The 16,648-nt window shown below is 36.9% G+C and carries 18 protein-coding genes; 11 read left to right on the top strand and 7 right to left on the bottom strand.

Features of this window, described 5'->3' with window-relative positions; translation table 11 throughout:
* Positions 1 to 21: 21 nt before the first annotated feature.
* On the bottom strand, positions 22 to 498 hold the full coding sequence (locus H1P_RS10525) for a hypothetical protein (RefSeq protein ID WP_144866964.1): 477 nt from the start codon (positions 496 to 498) through the stop codon (positions 22 to 24).
* A 484-nt stretch (positions 499 to 982) separates the two neighbouring features.
* Positions 983 to 1,468 carry an OsmC family protein gene (locus tag H1P_RS10520; RefSeq protein ID WP_222427010.1) on the bottom strand — a complete coding sequence of 162 codons (486 nt, stop codon included), beginning with the start codon at positions 1,466 to 1,468 and terminating at the stop codon, positions 983 to 985.
* A gap of 192 nt (positions 1,469 to 1,660) precedes the next feature.
* On the opposite strand from H1P_RS10520, the gene H1P_RS10515 reads away from it, so the two are divergent.
* The 4 genes from H1P_RS10515 to H1P_RS38165 all read left to right on the top strand — a co-directional run bounded on the left by H1P_RS10515 (position 1,661) and on the right by H1P_RS38165 (position 6,815).
* Entirely contained in the window at positions 1,661 to 2,965 is a 1,305-nt protein-coding gene (locus tag H1P_RS10515; RefSeq protein ID WP_144866960.1) for a dihydrolipoamide acetyltransferase family protein, read from the top strand.
* Between the two features lie 492 nt (positions 2,966 to 3,457).
* Entirely contained in the window at positions 3,458 to 3,703 is a 246-nt protein-coding gene (gene psaC / locus H1P_RS10510; protein ID WP_006616272.1) for a photosystem I iron-sulfur center protein PsaC, read from the top strand.
* Positions 3,704 to 4,213: 510 nt separating this feature from the next.
* The gene (locus H1P_RS10505) at positions 4,214 to 4,918 is read left to right on the top strand and encodes a Mo-dependent nitrogenase C-terminal domain-containing protein (protein ID WP_144866958.1); all 705 of its coding nucleotides are present in this window, start codon (positions 4,214 to 4,216) and stop codon (positions 4,916 to 4,918) included.
* Positions 4,919 to 5,042: 124 nt separating this feature from the next.
* Positions 5,043 to 6,815 (top strand): methyl-accepting chemotaxis protein, encoded by a 1,773-nt coding sequence (locus tag H1P_RS38165; protein ID WP_246141593.1) that lies wholly within the window; start codon positions 5,043 to 5,045, stop codon positions 6,813 to 6,815.
* A gap of 88 nt (positions 6,816 to 6,903) precedes the next feature.
* Here the strand turns inward: H1P_RS38165 and H1P_RS10495 are convergent, their stop codons facing one another.
* Positions 6,904 to 7,563 (bottom strand): HAD family hydrolase, encoded by a 660-nt coding sequence (locus tag H1P_RS10495; protein WP_144866956.1) that lies wholly within the window; start codon positions 7,561 to 7,563, stop codon positions 6,904 to 6,906.
* Positions 7,564 to 7,867: 304 nt separating this feature from the next.
* Here H1P_RS10495 and H1P_RS10490 point away from each other — a divergent pair, with 304 nt between their 5' ends.
* Both H1P_RS10490 and cbiE read left to right on the top strand, forming a co-directional pair.
* On the top strand, positions 7,868 to 8,224 hold the full coding sequence (locus H1P_RS10490; RefSeq protein ID WP_144866954.1) for a hypothetical protein: 357 nt from the start codon (positions 7,868 to 7,870) through the stop codon (positions 8,222 to 8,224).
* A gap of 538 nt (positions 8,225 to 8,762) precedes the next feature.
* Positions 8,763 to 10,016, top strand: coding sequence for a precorrin-6y C5,15-methyltransferase (decarboxylating) subunit CbiE (cbiE, locus tag H1P_RS10485; RefSeq protein ID WP_144866952.1), 1,254 nt, complete (start codon positions 8,763 to 8,765; stop codon positions 10,014 to 10,016).
* 201 nt (positions 10,017 to 10,217) lie between these two features.
* Here the strand turns inward: cbiE and H1P_RS10480 are convergent, their stop codons facing one another.
* Positions 10,218 to 11,618, bottom strand: coding sequence for a GGDEF domain-containing response regulator (locus tag H1P_RS10480; RefSeq protein WP_144866950.1), 1,401 nt, complete (start codon positions 11,616 to 11,618; stop codon positions 10,218 to 10,220).
* Between the two features lie 518 nt (positions 11,619 to 12,136).
* Between H1P_RS10480 and H1P_RS36005 the strand changes: the two genes are divergently transcribed.
* Complete coding sequence (locus tag H1P_RS36005) at positions 12,137 to 12,283, top strand: hypothetical protein (RefSeq protein WP_186375927.1); 147 nt, start codon at positions 12,137 to 12,139, stop codon at positions 12,281 to 12,283.
* 187 nt (positions 12,284 to 12,470) lie between these two features.
* Here H1P_RS36005 and H1P_RS10475 read toward each other — a convergent pair whose 3' ends face one another.
* Complete coding sequence (locus tag H1P_RS10475; protein ID WP_144866948.1) at positions 12,471 to 12,680, bottom strand: hypothetical protein; 210 nt, start codon at positions 12,678 to 12,680, stop codon at positions 12,471 to 12,473.
* A 136-nt stretch (positions 12,681 to 12,816) separates the two neighbouring features.
* Positions 12,817 to 13,542 (bottom strand): precorrin-2 C(20)-methyltransferase, encoded by a 726-nt coding sequence (locus tag H1P_RS10470; RefSeq protein ID WP_144866946.1) that lies wholly within the window; start codon positions 13,540 to 13,542, stop codon positions 12,817 to 12,819.
* Positions 13,543 to 13,747: 205 nt separating this feature from the next.
* Here H1P_RS10470 and H1P_RS10465 point away from each other — a divergent pair, with 205 nt between their 5' ends.
* The 4 genes from H1P_RS10465 to H1P_RS10450 all read left to right on the top strand — a co-directional run bounded on the left by H1P_RS10465 (position 13,748) and on the right by H1P_RS10450 (position 16,332).
* Complete coding sequence (locus H1P_RS10465) at positions 13,748 to 14,653, top strand: DUF4388 domain-containing protein (protein ID WP_144866944.1); 906 nt, start codon at positions 13,748 to 13,750, stop codon at positions 14,651 to 14,653.
* A complete protein-coding gene (locus H1P_RS10460) occupies positions 14,653 to 15,189 on the top strand; it encodes a GTP-binding protein (protein WP_144866942.1) in 537 nt (178 codons plus the stop codon). Before H1P_RS10465 ends, H1P_RS10460 begins: the two co-directional genes overlap by 1 nt.
* A gap of 159 nt (positions 15,190 to 15,348) precedes the next feature.
* Complete coding sequence (locus H1P_RS10455) at positions 15,349 to 15,717, top strand: roadblock/LC7 domain-containing protein (protein ID WP_144866940.1); 369 nt, start codon at positions 15,349 to 15,351, stop codon at positions 15,715 to 15,717.
* Positions 15,718 to 15,870: 153 nt separating this feature from the next.
* Positions 15,871 to 16,332, top strand: a complete 462-nt coding sequence (locus H1P_RS10450) for a hydrocarbon-binding protein (RefSeq protein WP_144866938.1) — start codon at positions 15,871 to 15,873, stop codon at positions 16,330 to 16,332.
* Positions 16,333 to 16,438: 106 nt separating this feature from the next.
* Here the strand turns inward: H1P_RS10450 and H1P_RS36000 are convergent, their stop codons facing one another.
* Positions 16,439 to 16,594, bottom strand: coding sequence for a hypothetical protein (locus tag H1P_RS36000; protein ID WP_186375926.1), 156 nt, complete (start codon positions 16,592 to 16,594; stop codon positions 16,439 to 16,441).
* Between the last annotated feature and the right edge of the window lie 54 nt (positions 16,595 to 16,648).

Here is a 16,648-nt window from a genome sequence, read left to right as displayed (position 1 = left end):
AACTTTGGCTAGGTAATACGTTTATCTGGCTTTGTCTAATAAAAAACTCGGCACGATATCTTTACTTCCAGCGTAGACTTTTGCTTTTTCTAAGCGTTCTCTGATAAGAGATAACCCGTGATAATCTCCTGAGAATTCTGATTGAAAATCATTGATGGCAGATTCGATTGCTGCAAATGCTTCCTTTTCTAGTTTAGAATTGGCTTTAATATATGCTGCTGTTTCTTCTCGATAACTTTCTGCACCAAAGCATAGCCTACCCAAAAAACCATCGAAGAAAAAGGTAAACGGGGTTTTATTGGCATCTTCAATAATAAATACAGTGTCACTATAGCAGCGAAAATTAAGAATCAAACCTATGCTGAATGGAGGTTTAACAAGAATATCCCAATCACTAATTTCAGGATATCCAGGAATTGAATAATCAATTAATTTTTTTAATTCCTTACTTCTATTTTTTATCTTTTCTTTTTTGATATTTGCTGCTTTTTTCTTCATGACTATGATTGAGCAAGATTATCAATATTGTAATACAAAAGAAATATATATAGTGGATTTAGTGAAATTACACTCAATCTATAAGACGAACAACTTTTTGTCCGACAGCTTATCTGTTTTTTGATGTAGTAAATCATTCTTTAGTTAAAAAAAATTTTACTAAAGAAAATTTCAAGCAACAAATAAAAAGGAAAATAGGGCGTTGCTGATTTAAGTAATGTCACCCCAAATAATACGGTTCGTAGCTATAAGCTATAAGCTTTGAAATTATTTTGAATAACAGTATAGATTAGTAAAAACTTGTCTCAGCATTATGCATTCACCAACGCCGAAAATAGAAGTATTATTCAATTAAATAATGAATAATCAACGAAAATTTGGCAATTTAATCGTCTATTGTGGCGATTAAATCGATTTCAACGTCGCCCAATCCAGCAAGAGAAGTGACACTTTTATATTTATGGTCGTAGGTAAAGGAAATTCATCAATTGTCCTTACATTTAATTGAGGGTTGGCAAATAACGGGAAAATTAACCGAATTAGCAATAAAACAAAGCTCGTGGGCTTTATGATGCAGTTTTGTGGCTTGTTCTAAATCACTTTCAGTAGTAATTGTAATTTCTGGCTGTAATATTACTTCGGTGAATCTTCCACCACCGTTTTTAGTTTCGCACATTTTTCCTACAGGGAAATCGCTGTAATCAATTACAATAACTCCCTCATCAGCACACAAATGGAGATACCACAGCAAGTGACAGCTAGAAATAGAAGCAACTAACAATTCTTCTGGATTATATTTATTTTTGTCACCGCGAAAAGCTGGATCGGACGAACCTAAAATTACTGGTTTTCCCGATACTTCAATTTGATAAGTACGCTCATAAGCTCGATAATTGACAGTACCCTCACCACGATTACCAGTCCATTGGAGAGCAAGCTGATAAAGATGTTCTTTTGAGTATTTAATCAAAATTATTCTCCTTGGTCATTAGAAAATTTAGTACTCTATGAAGTGCGATCCCATATAATTGTAGATTGTGCCACCATCGCTTACTCGATATAGCTATCAGTAATTCATGAGTAACTATGCTTGTTTGGCAACTTTATAATCAAAACTAACTTATTGTTTGAGTTCATTATTACAGAGAGAAAAATTGTCACTATGATTCACGATATATTTATGCCTGCTTTAAGCTCCACAATGACAGAAGGAAAAATTGTGGAATGGACAAAAGCCCCAGGAGACAAAGTAGAGAAAGGGGAAACTGTGGTTATTGTCGAATCAGACAAAGCGGATATGGATGTAGAATCCTTTAATGAAGGTTATTTAGCCGTTGTTTTAGTGGAAGCTGGAAACTCCGCACCCGTAGGAAATGCGATCGCTTATTTAGCATCAACCGAAGCCGAAATTGCCGAAGCACAAAAGAAAGCAGCATCAGGCGGAAGTGTCGCTCCTCCCGCACAGACTGAATCTCAAGCAACTACAGCAGCTACTACTACTACAGCAACAACTCCTGCAAAAACCGTAGCAGCATCTAACGGTAATGGCCGCATTGTGGCATCTCCTAGAGCGCGTAAACTAGCAAAAGAATATAAAGTCGATCTCAAAACTTTACAAGGAAGTGGTCCTTACGGGCGTATCATTGCAGCAGATGTGGAAAGTGCTGCGGGTCAACCTGTGACTGAAAGCAAAGCTATCGGATTTGGCTCTCCAGTTGTTTCTCAACCTATAGCAGTAACTCAACCAACCGTAACAACACCACAAAGCACACCTACTCCCGTCAACACTATGGCAGGAGAAACTGTACCACTCAATACTCTGCAAAAAGCTGTGGTGCAAAACATGAACATGAGTTTACAAATACCTACTTTTCATGTGGGTTATACCATTGCTACGGATGCTTTAGATAAACTTTACAAGCAAATCAAACCCAAAGGCGTTACCATGACGGCTCTATTAGCCAAAGCTGTAGCGGTAACCCTGCAAAAACATCCTGTGGTTAATGCTAGCTATGCTCCTGATGCGATTAAATACAATTCTGATATTAATATTGCTGTAGCCGTAGCAATGCCTGATGGTGGCCTGATTACTCCTGTATTGCGTAATGCAGATCGGATGGATATTTATTCTTTATCCCGTACTTGGAAAGATTTAGTTAATCGCGCTAGAGCTAAACAATTACAACCTGATGAATACAGTACAGGCACATTCACCTTATCCAACTTAGGAATGTTTGGTGTTGATACCTTCGATGCTATCTTACCATCAGGACAAGGCTCTATTTTGGCGATCGCTGCTGCTTGTCCCCAAGTAATTGCTAATGATGCGGGTATGATGGGTGTTCAACAACAAATGAAAGTCAATATCACCAGCGATCACCGTATTATTTACGGAGCGCAAGCTGCTGCATTTTTAAAAGATTTGGCTCTGTTAATTGAAACTGATGCTCAATCTCTTACTTTATAAACTCATCTTCGCTGTTTAAAAAACAGAAGGTTTTATGGTTTATCAAAAAGCTTTAAGCTTTAAGCTCTAGGCTCTAAGCTAAAAGGGTTTAAGACCCCTACTAAACAGGTATTGTTTAGTAGTCTACAGTTAGGAGAGGTTTAAAACTTCTTCTAACTGGCTTACAGCTTATAGCTTATGGCTTATAGCTAGGGCGAAGCCCTTTATGAGGGTAAAGAGATCGCCATTTGCAAGCGAAAAACAACCAATCACTGATAATTGACCATTGGTTACTGACTCATCTTCCTGTTACAGAATTTAAAGTTATGTAGCCTTTTGCAGAGAGTGAATAGTTCTATGAGGTAAACTAACCGTTAAATCCTTTAATTACTATTTGTGCGCGTTCGTTAAGTTTGCGACATTTGAGGTTTTCTCAAATGCTTGTGACTGAAGTTTACTGAGATTTCCTCAGCACGTTGCACTGGAGAACACTCGCTCAGGAGCGAATAATCAATGTCTCATAGCGTTAAAATTTACGATACTTGTATTGGCTGTACTCAATGTGTACGTGCTTGTCCTCTGGACGTTTTAGAGATGGTACCCTGGGATGGCTGTAAAGCTGGTCAGATTGCCTCTTCTCCCCGTACAGAAGATTGTATAGGTTGCAAACGGTGTGAAACCGCTTGTCCTACCGATTTCCTAAGCGTTCGCGTTTATCTGGGTGCAGAAACCACCCGTAGTATGGGCTTGGCTTACTAATACAAAAAACCAGATTTAAAAATGGCAATTATAAATTCGCTATTTACAATCTAAAATTGGTGTCGTTTAACTTTATGGCTATAATTTTTTATAGTTTGGAGTTAACGACACTATTTTTTTGCCAGTTTTTGGTGACTGATATAGCACTATGTATATAGGTTAGGGCATTTTAAAATTTTCTACTTGCGGTGCGACCCCGCGTTATGCCCTAAAGGACTTCCTTTGATCGCGCGATGCAGAGCGAGTCCTAAGGCGGGAGCGGTATCCGTGATAGACGGCGTAAGACGTTTACACCCATCGCATTTGGGGGCAAGGGAACGCGCACCTTTGCCACATGAAGCACTTGCTACCTAGGGCGTTCCTTAAGTGATTTTTAATCATCAGGGTCGCTCGTCTATTTGCTCCTTCCGAATCAATAACTTTCTTGTCCTAATCTAATTTTGTACAGCTATAACTAGTCGCTCGTTGCTGGTTATTATTTACTATTACCTCTTTCTTCCTTAAAAGATTATGACTGAAATCACCAATTCTTCTTATACTGATAGTCAGATTATTACTTGGCTGCGAGGTTTGTATACTATAGCCTGGGCAGACGGAAATTATGACCCAGAAGAACAAGAATTAATTACTCAATTAACTGGAGATTTAGCCAATTTAAAGGAAAATCAGTCTTTAGAATCGATTACACCTGAAGAGTTAGCTACAGGTTTAGGGAAAGATCGCGATACAGCAGAAAACTTTTTACGCACTGCGGTATTAGTAGCAGTAGCAGATGGGGTTTATTCCACTCCTGAGTCTGAATTGTTGCATCAATTTAGTGATGCTTTAGAAATAGAAATTGCAGCCCTCAAGTCTTTAGAAAAAACTCTTTACAAGCCAGAAGAAACTGAAACAGACAATAATAGTAATAATAGTGGTGCTGCTTCGGGCCTGACTCCTCCTCCTCAAAAGCAAGGTGTTAATGTATTGCATCCTGTTAAAGACTGGCTGGATGAAATGGATATCAAAGACCCCCGACTGGCTCGCTTTGTTTGTAAAGTAATTCCTCCACAATGTCCTTTTGAGCGAGATCTTAATTTATTTGGACGCAAAATTGCTCATATTCCACCTTTATGTAAGCTGAATCCTCTTTACGATCAGTTTGTAGGATTACGCTTTCGCTCTCTTTCTTATTTGGCTGATGACTGCCAAGAAGATATTTCGGAATTTATTTAGGTAAAAGTACTGTTTTTTACTGGTTATAGATATAAAGCCTCGTTAATTTTGATCTTGTTTTGGGAATCATAAAGTTATCAAGTCTTGACTATTCCTAATTGATATATTTACGAGGTATTGAATTGTGTTTAACAAACTATCATTAAAAGCTAAAGCAATAGTTTTATCCAGTGCCTTTGGGATTTTACCTGTGTTGGGGAGTGGAGGTCTTGCTTATTATTTTGCTAATAAAAATCTTTATCAGACTAAAGTTGTCGAAAAAGAATTAAGTGCAATTAATCTGAGTGATAAGATTAATCGTTTTTTGTTTGAACGCTATGCAGATATTCAGGCTGTGGCTAATTTGCCAGCTTTTAATAATGCTGATGTCATTGCAGCTATGACTACTCAGGAAAAAAATAAGCTAATTGATAAATATATTGAGCTTTATTTAATTTATAACAGCATTGCTGTTTTCGATCTGGAAGGGGATGTGATTGCTCAATCTGCGGGGAAACCTTTATCCAATCATAGCGATCGCGGTTATTTTCAAGAGGTTTTAAAAACTAAACAACCTTATATGAGCGATGTTACTATTTCTAAATCTACAGGAATTGTCGCCGTTTATTTTGTTTCCCCAGTGATAGATAGTAACACGGGAAAGATGATTGCGATCGCTCGTTCCCGAATGCCTATTTCTAATATGGATCGTTTAGGAGAAAGTTTAGAAGATAGTAGTCAATCATGGCATTTAGTAGATAATGCTTCAGGTAAAATTATTGGAGCCTCACAAGCAGAAACTATCGGCAAAGATATTAATTCCTACTTTCCTATTTTTACGAATATCAATCAACAAACTGTTGCCAGTGGCATTATCACAAGTCAGCTTGATAACGAACCAGAATTGATTGCTTATGCTCCTTTTACTAAGCTAGAAGGCTTACCTCAAATTCCTTGGGGAACAGTAGTAGCCACCGAAACAGCAACGGTATTTGCAGGGCAAAAAAGATTAGCCTGGGTTATCTTCTTAGGAACAATTATTACTGCTACTATAACTACGGGTATTGCTTACTGGTTAGCAGAATACGTGACATCTTTTATTCGTACTATTGCTAATTCCATTGCAGTTTCTTCTACCAATATTGCCACTACTGTAGAACAACAGGAGCAAACTGCAACCGAACAAGCTGCTTCAGTTAACGAAACTACGACTACTGTAGATGAATTGGGTTCAACTTCTCGCCAGTCAGCACAACAAGCAGAAGTCTCTGCTAATGGGGCGAGTCAAGCTTTAGCTTTGGCAGAAGAAGGAGAAAAGACAGTTCAGCAAACGATGAAAGGGGTAGAAAATCTCAAAGAAAAAGTTGAGGAAATTGCCGTACAAATTCTTAATTTAGGAGAACAAACCGCTCAAATTTCTCAGATTTCTGACTCAGTAGCCAAAATAGCAAAACAGACTAATATGTTAGCTCTTAATGCTGCGGTGGAAGCAGTGCGAGCAGGAGAGCATGGTAAGGGATTTAATGTTGTGGCTAGTGAAATTCGTAAATTAGCTGATGAAAGTAAGAAATCCGCCGAGAAAATTAATAATTTAGTTGGTGAGATCCAAGCTGCCATGAACAGCGCAATTATGGTCACAAATGAAGGAACAAAAACGGCAGATTCTAGTATTCAACTTACAAAAGAGACAGCAACATCTTTTCTTGGTGTAAAAGATGCTGTCAATAATGTCTTTCTCAATACTCAACAAATTTCTCTTAGCTCTAAACAGCAAGCAGTGGCTATTCAACAAATTTTAAGTGCCATCGGCGAAATTAACCTCGGCGCAAAAGAAACAGCCCAAGGTATTACTAAAGTCAGAAGCACTACCCAAGATTTGACCTCTGTTGCAGAGCAGTTGAAGACATCGGTTAATTAAATCAGTAATCAGTTTGAGGCTTTCTTAAATTTACGTTGAGAAAAATAATCAGAGAATCTTTCTGCTCATTACGCTTTCAATCCTGAACTTACCAAAAGACTTTTTTGTCGATAAATTGCCATAATTTTTCACTGTTAAAGTCTTGAATTACCATATTTGCACCACATTCTTGGAGAAACTCTGGATCATGAGTAGATGCAACGCCTATAGTGTAAATACCAGCAGCTACCGCAGCTTTAATACCTGTGGGAGAATCCTCAAAAGCGATCGCCCGATCGGCGTTTACCTCTACTTTGTCTAAGCCTAATAAGTAAGGTGCAGGATCGGGTTTTCCTGGGGGTGCATCTTCTGCCAATACCACAAGAGGAAAGGTTTCTGTTAGATTTAAAGCGGACAGCATATGAAAAGCATTCTCTCTTGGTGCATTGGTAACAACGGCTCTTTTCAGGGGTACTCGATCTGTTAGTTGTAAGATGCGCTCTAACCCTGGCATTGGTTGTAAAGTTTTGGCTCTGGCTCTATATTCGGCTTCTTTGTACATCCCTAGCTGTTTACCTTCTTCTGGAGAGAGGTGAGGTAAAACTTTGGCAATAAGTTGCTCGTTGGTGTTACCTGAAATGTTTTCTTGATAAAAAGAGCGATCGCATTTTATCCCATATTTGGCGAATATTTCTTGCCATACTGTAAAGTGTATGGGGTCTGTATTGGCTAAAGTCCCATCTAAATCAAATAAAATTGCGGACAGCATGGATTAGTTGGCTTTCGTCTAAAGTTTGCTCTCTACTTTTAACATTTCTTAAAAAATATTTCTATAATTTGCATTACATCAAATTGGAAAAGGTGTTACGTCTCAATAACCGAATAGACTTGGTGTAAGTTGTCTAGCGGAATTTTGGTGATGGCAAGTAATCGTATAGTGTTTTTGGCTTCTATTGTCACAGAAATTTTTGCCAATCAATTCTGACCAACGGTTAACTTTTACGGTTTTTACTCTGCTTGAAGAGGACAAAATCTATAAAATAGGAAATAAGTCGTCAAGGATTGAGAGAGAAATGAGCAGCAATAATACAGAGCAAGATTTAAAAGCAAGACTCGAAGAGCTAGAAGCAGAAGTTAACCAAAAACAAGCAGCTAATGAAAAAAAAGTAGAAACTGTCCACGCAGAAATTGAAACCGATACCGAAGAAGAAGCAGAATTAATTGCTAAAGTTTATTCTTGGCTGAGTTTAGCTCGTAACAAATTTAATAGTCTTTCTTCTGGTGGAAAACTAGTTGTAGGAGTTGCAGGTATTTGGCTTGGTTTTACTGCGTTAAATATGGTTTTACATTTGGTTACTAATTTAATAGTCTTAGGAATTTTAGGTCTGGTTTTATATTTTGTTTATCAGAAATTAGTTGTAGAATCATAATTGTTAGAGGTTAGTAGTTAGTAGTCAGTCTTTGGGAAGTAATAAGTAATAGATGAAAGTCTTGCTCCTACAACTTCTCTATCTGACACATTGACACATGGACTTCATTAGACCTATGTGCAAAAGTCAGAGATTACTCCGCGCTCTCAACGAACGGGGCTTATCCCCATTCGAGGACAATGTAAACTCTTGAATCGCATTCAAGAGACAGCCCCTCCGAAGCCTGTCTTGATGCGCGTTCCCTTGCGCGATGTGTAGCGAGTCCTTTAGGGTCTTACGCCGCCTATCACGGATACCGCTCCGCATAACGCGGGGGTGGATAGGGGGGACTTCAACAGCCCGCAATCAACTGTGGTCAGCAAAACATCAAACCAGAAAAGTCCCCCCATCCCCGCACATCGCTGTTCTGACCGTTGGTCAATCTTCAATCAAAATTGCTACTTGCTACTTATTTACAATTGAGTAAGTGGTTATTAGTTGATTGCTCGTTAATTAATGATTTTTGATTGTTCATCACTAATAATTAGTACTTTACTTTATGAACCAAATTGATGTAGTAGGTATTGATTTAGATGGTAAATCGGAACTGACAGATACGGCAACGCGAATTATTGAGCAAGCAACTATTTTAAGTGGCGCAAAGCGTCATCTTAGTTATTTTTCAAAGCATCCAGCAGTTAAAATCCCTCTAAATAATTTACAGCAGGACATTGAGCTATTAATTGAAAAAGCTACTACAGACAAGATAGTAATTCTTGCTAGTGGCGATCCGCTTTTTTTTGGTTTAGGGCGTTTATTATTATCGAAAATACCATTAAAAAAATTACAGTTTTATCCTCATTTAAGTTCGATTCAACTAGCATTTAGTAAACTTAAAATTCCTTGGCAAGATTCAGCTTTAATTAGTGTTCACGGTCGAGATTGTGATGAATTGATTAAACACTTAAAACAGGGAACAAATAAAATTGCTGTTCTGACAGATAGTTTCAATAATCCTATTGCGATCGCAAAATTATATGATTCTTTAGAACTTACTGTAGCTTATTCTTTTCATATTTGTGAAAATCTAACTTTAGAAAATGGGGAAATTACTTCTTTTTCACCTCAAGAAATTACAGCTTTAGCTAAGTTGCCACAAGATAGGTTTGCTGCTTTAAACGTATTAGTTTTAATCAGAGAAAACTTAACACAAAATAACTTAAACTTAGCTAATTTACCTCTGTTTGGGATCTCCGATTCTGCATTTTTAAGCTTTAGCGATCGCCCTAATTTAATTACCAAAAAAGAAGTACGCTCTGTTATTCTTGCCGAATTAGCATTACAATCTCAGCAAACAGTCTGGGATCTAGGCGCGGGTACGGGTTCAGTATCCATTGAAATTGCTCGTTTATGCCCTACTGCTAAAATTTATGCCATTGAAAAAACTGCAATGGGTATTTCTTTAATTAAACAAAATTGCCAACGTTTTGCAGTAAAAAATATTCAACCGATCTCTGCCAAAGCCCCAGAATCTTTAGCCGAATTACCCACACCAGATCGGATATTTATTGGAGGTAGTGGTGGAAACCTGATCTCTATTTTAAATACCTGTCAAAGCAAAATAGCACCCCAAGGAATTATTGTTATTACTCTTGCTACCATTGAACATTTTGCAGAAGTCTTACAATGGGCAAAACAAAATAATTGGCATTATCACTTATTACAAGTACAAATCTCGCGATCTATTCCCATTGCTAATTTAACCCGCTTTTCTCCTCTCAATCCTATAACTATTATCAAGCTTGTGAACTGAACTACCCGCGTTCTGATCGCAAGCTTCCAAATTCAGAGAAAATCGCCTAATCTAGATAGACAACCTAGCTTCTGTCTCGCTGATAAGTCGGGGGACAAATGAGCGACGGAAGTAAAAAAATAACATTGGTACTAAATTCGATTCTGAAAGTACACTTTTCGCTTAAGAGTTTAATTGGGCTAAAATCTATCCGCTCTCTGGCTAAATTAAAGGTCGTTCTAATGCTTTATAAATCACCCGATCTCTACCAAGAGCTTTTGCTTCATATAAAGCACGATCCGCAGTTTCAATTAAAGACTCAAAATTTGAGCTGAGATTGGGAACAATACTAGAAACTCCTAAACTAAGAGTAATATGATCGTTAACTTGAGAAAGATCGTGAGGAATTTGTAGTTCTAAGACTTCTTCTCTAATTTCTTGAGCTACTTGTAATGCTCCTTCTCCTTTTGTAAAAGGTAAGATAACTGCAAACTCTTCTCCTCCGTAGCGAAATACCACATCAGCAGGACGCTTAACAATGAGACTCATTGCTTGAGCAACTTCATACAAACAGCGATCGCCAGCTTGATGTCCATAAGCATCGTTGTAAAGTTTAAAATAATCCACATCACACAAAATCAAAGAAAGATGTTCTTGTTCCCTGGTACATCTTGACCATTCTTGAGCGAGGTATTCATCAAAACGACGGCGATTTGCTATCTGGGTCAAACTATCTATATTGGCTTGACGTTGTAGTTCTTCATTAACTTCTTTAAGAGTGATTTCCATTTGCTTATGTTCGCTGATATCACGAAAAGTCATCGCAAAACCATCACCAAGTTTAACCGCCACAATATGAAACCAAGCCTGATCCAAACTATAGTAATGTTCCTTACTAATAACAATGCAATTTTCGACTACTTGTACAAATAAATCGAATAATCCTTCAAAGAGATGTCCTGTAAGATCTAGCTGTTCAAAAAGTAATTTACCCTCAAGGCTTTCTGTTGTTTCTCCCACAGTCATTGTCGCTACAGGGTTCGCAATTAACCAGCGAAAATCAACTATTTTTCCCCAGCGATCTCGCACAGCTTCAAAAGCTGCGACTCCATCCAAAGAGCTATTTAAAACTCCAGCTAAAAGCGCGCGGGATTGATTAAGCTCTTGTTCAACACTTTTGCGTTCTCTAATTTGCTCTTGAAGCTTTTTTTGCCATAGTTTTTCCCTTTGACCAACATCCAGTTGAGCATTAATACGAACGATCGCTTCCTCTACAAAGAAAGGTTTTGTGACGTAATCAACTGCGCCTAATTGAAAAGCTTGAACTTTGTCACTCTCTGAATCTAAAGAGCTAAAAAATATAACTGGAATGTGACGGGTTTTTTCATTAGCCTTGAGAATTTGACACACTTTATACCCATCAATAATAGGTATCAAGACATCAAGTATAATGAGGTCTGGAAGCTTTCCTCTAATGGCGTGCAAAGCCATTTCTCCATCAGCGACACAGTTCACTCGATGACCTTGCTTTACCAACAGTGATGATAAAAGTCGTAAGTTCTCTGGTGAATCATCTACAATTAGAATATTCGCTTTTGCTTGTTCATAGTATTCTTTATTCATTCACCATTACTTAGTAATGAGCGATTTGTTTCCACAGCAAAGAAAAGCAGTGTTTATTTTGTTGCGGATGAAGTAGCTTGTCAACACCAAGGGTTAGATATGAGCGCGAGGGATGCTGAATTTAGTTCGGCATATCCAGTCGCGCTGTTGACAAGACGGGGTTCACAAGGTTCTGAGGTTTCCTCAGAGCACGACCCCTCCAAAACTCGCCATCCCTCTCGGTCAAAATATTGTATCAGCATTGTTTTTGCTTTAATCTAATTTTGAAAATAAAGGCTTTTGGTATTTAGTGTAAGTTGCTAACTTAATTTTAAAGCTGAAAAACCACTATCGCCAGTCTTAAAAATAAATTTATTACTCTACAGATAGACCAATCAACAATAATCTTTGCCTACACAAAGCAAATATCAGTAGAGCTTGATAAATTTTTAGAATAGCTATTTTACGAATTTCGACTATAATTGTGGATTAAGATAAATGACGATTGAGGAGAAGTGTGGCTCAGTTATTGGTGAGAAATGAATAAAATCAATAAGCTGAATGCTGCTTTTATGAGAATTGAATTTTGGTTTTTTGAGTTAAATACTAATGGAGACTTTATTCAAAAAATCAAGCACAAAAAATACGCGATTAGTGTTGCTGTAGTTACTGAAGTACGAAATTAATGCTAAAAAAAATCAGGAAAAGAGAATTTTCAAAGTATAGTTTATAGTTCTGACAAATACACTTCATGAATATTCATGTTGATATTTTTTGAGGAAAAAATAATTGAGATTGAAATAATCAATGTATAATACATCGATTAGAAAAATAATAGCTTTGTGACAGATCGATCTTTTCCAACCTACTTACTCAGCCTAGTCTACCAGACTGACGAGAAGCTAATTTTTCAACGGTTGCTTGAGTTTCTTGCAAAAATTGATGTCTGCTGTTATTGACATCTGTCAGAGTGGGAACTAAATTACGAGCTTGTAGAGCCATATGAAGTTGGAGTTGTGCCACGTACTCACTGATATCTTCACGAAATATTTCTGTGTTGTTATTTTCTGGGCGTAGGTTCACAGGTTAAATCCTTCAGATCGCTTTTAATAATACTTGTTTAAGTTAACATGAACTTTGACGATCAAGTGAAATTTTTCCCTGGCTCTCAATATTTTGCAATATATTTCGTGATTTCATTAAAATATGTTGAGTAATTTTACTGTTTTTGGTCGCACTTCACAACAAGTAACGAAAAATAGGGCAGTTGTAAATCAGGATGATTAATCAGATTAGTATATATTTTGCGATCGCTCAAAGTGGCTTTTTCTACTACAAAACTATATTCTAATAACTGGCGTTGCTGTAAAATATGCCACACTTGCCGATACACAGAGCTTACCTTCAAAAGCACTACTACCTCTGCGGTGTCTAAAGCAGTTTCTAACTCTTTGACCGTGTAAAGAGCGGGTAACACGGTGAGTCTTTGATGATTAATAGTTAGAGGAATACCCAAATCAGAGACTGCTGCAACAAGAGAACAAACTCCAGGTATAGTAGCTATTTTTACTGTGGGTTCTAGTTGCTTGAGAGTAGTCGCTAAATGAGTAAAAGTACTATAAAAACTGATATCTCCTTCACAAGCAAAAGCAACATCTTCTCCTTTTTGGAGATATTGCCAAACAATATTAGCTGATTTGTGCCATGCTGCTTGTAAGATCGCCTTATTTCTGACATAGGGAAAGTCAAGAGGTACAGTAATTTGCGTTGATTGTAGCCACTGGGTAATAATTTGTTGAGCAATACCTAGTTGGTTGTTGATCCCAGCAGGAAAAGCAATAATCTTTGTTTTTTGCAGTAGGCGTAATCCTTTGACAGTGATTAATTCAGGATCGCCAGTTCCCACACTAACGCCATAAAGAGTACCTAAGTTAACATTGTTCATTTAGTTGGTTTTTTAGCAATAATTTTCGTATATTTGCGGTGATTGTAGAAAATACTCGGCAACTCAAACCTGTAATTATACTGTCGTCATCAAAAAATGTTACAGATACAATTTGGATAGTCTTAATTAGATACTTTTACGATTGCAATTTTCTGAGCAATATAATGTAAGTTGTTTAATTTAAAATAACTATTCAAATAATCATATGGGAATTAGTGGCTCATTACAGGATTTTTCTTTACCAGAAATATTACAAATTATTGACAACGGCTCTAAGTCTGGTCGATTATCAATCACCTCAAGCTTAAAGGGAAAAGCCTTACAAAATCAAGGTACTAATGATTTATGGTTTAAAAATGGCAATTTTGTCGCCCTATCTAACCCGTTTAAATATAATAATTTACTTAGTTTAATTAAAAAAGAAAATATTATTTCCTCTAAAAATATAGTTAAACTTTATAGTTTAGAGCGAGAGATATCTATTCCTTTAGGTGAATATTGTCTTCAACAATCACTTTTAAGTGTCGAGCGAGTTAATCAATTGTTGGAAAACCAATTAAAAGAAGTTTATTCCTTATTTGAGCTTGATGATGGTTGGTTTTTCTTTGATGATGCAGATAGTAATAATCAAGTTTCTGAACCAAAAGAAAGTTTTCCTTTGATGGAAATGACTGGAAAAAAATGCGACACTTTAACTATTTCTTTACAGGGAATGCGTTCGTTATCCAAGTTAGATAATCGTTTAACAGAGCAAATGCCTGAGCCTAACTCTGGACTTATTAAGTTAGAAGACAATCTTAATTGTAAGTTATTGCCCATAGAAGCTTGTCTTTGGGATGATGCAAATGGTAAAATGTCCCTGAAAAAAATAGCCCAAAAAACTCTGTTTGAGATTCAAGATTTACAAACAACAGCACTCAGATTAATTTTAATTGGTTTATTAGAAGAAGTACCAGTTTCAAGAGAAGAGCCACAAACTTACGCAGCACCATCATTAGAACGAAAACTTGCTTTATCATCTACGAATAGTATGGTGAAAACCAAATCCCAAGGAAAAGTTAGTAATTCTTTGTTAGGAAACTTAGTCGATTTTTTAAGGAATAATTTTTAATGGAAGCTTTTAATATTGCAATTACGGGTAATGTTGGTGCTGGAAAAACAAGTTTTATCAAAACAATTAGCGAAATTGAGGTAGTTAGTACAGAAAAAAAAGCTAGCGATGAAGTTAATCAGCTAAAACACAATACTACTGTAGCTCTTGATTTTGGTCGTTTAACTCTCAATGCAGAGCAAGTTCTTTACTTATACGGAACACCAGGGCAAAATCGTTTCGATTTTATGTGGGAGATTATTATCGAGAAAGCTCATGCTTACATCGTATTAATTGATGCCCATCGTCCTCAAGATTTTTATAATGGTCGTCGCATTTTTAATTTTATGCAGAGTAAAGTCAATTTACCAATGATTATTGGTCTGACTCATACTGATTGTGAGGGTGCTTGGGAAGCTGATGATGTGGCATTAGCTTTAGGACTGAAAAATCGCCGTCGTAGACCACCTATTATTACAGTCAATGCCAGTGATTCTAGTTCTGTTGCTAATAGTTTGATTTGTCTTTTAGAGCAGTTAATGATGGCTAATGTTTAGCTTTTTTTCAGTATTATTTCTAGAAAAGCAGATTTTTATTATTTGAATTCTAATCAATAGTAATTTTCGATTTTAAATTGGGAATTATTGTAATAGCAAGAGTTAAAAAAATCAACAAACTATTTGAACTCTAATCAACACTAAAAAGGAAGATATATAATGATTCAAACTTTAACTTTAAATGATGTATTACAGCAATTCGTAAGCGGAACTCCGAATATTCAAGGAGCAGCTTTAGTTAGTTCTGACGGTCTACCCCTTAGTTCGATTCTTCCTGCAAGTATGGATGAAGAAAGAACTGCTGCGATGTCTGCTGCAATGCTTTCTTTAGGAGAAAGAATCGGGAAGGAACTATCAAGAGGCGTTATTGAACGTATCTTTGTTGAAGGGGATAAAGGCTATAGCATTATGGTGGGCTGTGGTGAAGATATTGTCTTATTGGTGTTAGCAGATAAGCAAGCAAAACAAGGATTATTATTCTTAGAAATTAAGCGTATCACTGCCAAATTAGCCAAGATGGTAGCATAGTTTTTCAGAATTTTTATTTGAAATGTCACAACTCGTGCGACGCGAAGCTAGTCCTAAAGGGGCGTTCCGACAGCACGAGGAAACCTTATCCGAAGGTGTATCCTTTAGGACAGCAGGTTCGTTCGTCAATAGTAATTTATAGGATTTAGAATTATGAAAAGAGAAAATTTGGGCGATTTTGTTAGTATTGTTTGTTTCAAAGGGGTCATTACAGGAATGGAGGATGCTTTAGGAGAAAAAGCAACTGCTATTGCTCTGATTGCAGCAGGTCGTACTAGAGGCAAAAATTTAACTAATAGTTTGGGTTTATCTGGTGCTAAGATTTCTGTAGAAGATATTGCTTCTAAATTAGATCGGGCTTTGGGTACAAATGGTACTAGACTCTGTATGGTAGATAAAGTAGAGCGAACTGACGATTTGCTTAAAGTTTATACAAAAGAAACTGTTTGCTCCTCTGGAGAAGAGGAAGGTTCACCCCGTAAGTGTACTTATACCCTTGGTGCTGTCTGGGGTGCATTGGAAAATATTTACGGTCAACGTTACCGAGGTTTTCATACAGAATCAGTACTGCGTGGCGGTACTCATGATGTGTTTGAGTTTAAAACTTTGGCTTAGTCAAAAATTCCTTTGATAGTAAAAGTAAATAATAATTAGCAATTAGGGATTTTCTGCTGATTGCTTTTTTTGCTGTTTAGGGACTTGCGCAAAAATAAACTACCATTCACAGAGGAGCAATAGTAATGTCCCACTTTGGTAAATTTTCCGAAGGATGCCAAAATTGTTGATAAAAATGTAACTCAGACGATTGAATAGTAATTCCCTTTTTATAAGTATTGTCTATTAAATAAGTATGAGGATGTTTACCTTTCCATGTCATGTTAGATGCCCAGTTAATCGCGTGCCTCAACTGGCTCTAAAATTGCCCCATTCC

The sequence above is a fragment of the Hyella patelloides LEGE 07179 genome (assembly GCF_900659865.1).
Lineage (GTDB): Bacteria > Cyanobacteriota > Cyanobacteriia > Cyanobacteriales > Xenococcaceae > Hyella > Hyella patelloides.
Note: the sequence above shows the minus strand (reverse complement) of the source record. Positions and strands in the feature narration are given on the sequence as shown.

Coding starts and splice junctions, on each gene's coding strand:
- H1P_RS10525 (WP_144866964.1), bottom strand. CDS start 498: ATGAAGAAAAAAGCAGCAAATATCAAAAAAGAAAAGATAAAAAATAGA.
- H1P_RS10515 (WP_144866960.1), top strand. CDS start 1,661: ATGATTCACGATATATTTATGCCTGCTTTAAGCTCCACAATGACAGAA.
- psaC (WP_006616272.1), top strand. CDS start 3,458: ATGTCTCATAGCGTTAAAATTTACGATACTTGTATTGGCTGTACTCAA.
- H1P_RS10505 (WP_144866958.1), top strand. CDS start 4,214: ATGACTGAAATCACCAATTCTTCTTATACTGATAGTCAGATTATTACT.
- H1P_RS10495 (WP_144866956.1), bottom strand. CDS start 7,563: ATGCTGTCCGCAATTTTATTTGATTTAGATGGGACTTTAGCCAATACA.
- H1P_RS10490 (WP_144866954.1), top strand. CDS start 7,868: ATGAGCAGCAATAATACAGAGCAAGATTTAAAAGCAAGACTCGAAGAG.
- cbiE (WP_144866952.1), top strand. CDS start 8,763: ATGAACCAAATTGATGTAGTAGGTATTGATTTAGATGGTAAATCGGAA.
- H1P_RS10480 (WP_144866950.1), bottom strand. CDS start 11,618: ATGAATAAAGAATACTATGAACAAGCAAAAGCGAATATTCTAATTGTA.
- H1P_RS36005 (WP_186375927.1), top strand. CDS start 12,137: ATGAATAAAATCAATAAGCTGAATGCTGCTTTTATGAGAATTGAATTT.
- H1P_RS10470 (WP_144866946.1), bottom strand. CDS start 13,542: ATGAACAATGTTAACTTAGGTACTCTTTATGGCGTTAGTGTGGGAACT.
- H1P_RS10465 (WP_144866944.1), top strand. CDS start 13,748: ATGGGAATTAGTGGCTCATTACAGGATTTTTCTTTACCAGAAATATTA.
- H1P_RS10460 (WP_144866942.1), top strand. CDS start 14,653: ATGGAAGCTTTTAATATTGCAATTACGGGTAATGTTGGTGCTGGAAAA.
- H1P_RS10455 (WP_144866940.1), top strand. CDS start 15,349: ATGATTCAAACTTTAACTTTAAATGATGTATTACAGCAATTCGTAAGC.
- H1P_RS10450 (WP_144866938.1), top strand. CDS start 15,871: ATGAAAAGAGAAAATTTGGGCGATTTTGTTAGTATTGTTTGTTTCAAA.
- H1P_RS36000 (WP_186375926.1), bottom strand. CDS start 16,594: ATGACATGGAAAGGTAAACATCCTCATACTTATTTAATAGACAATACT.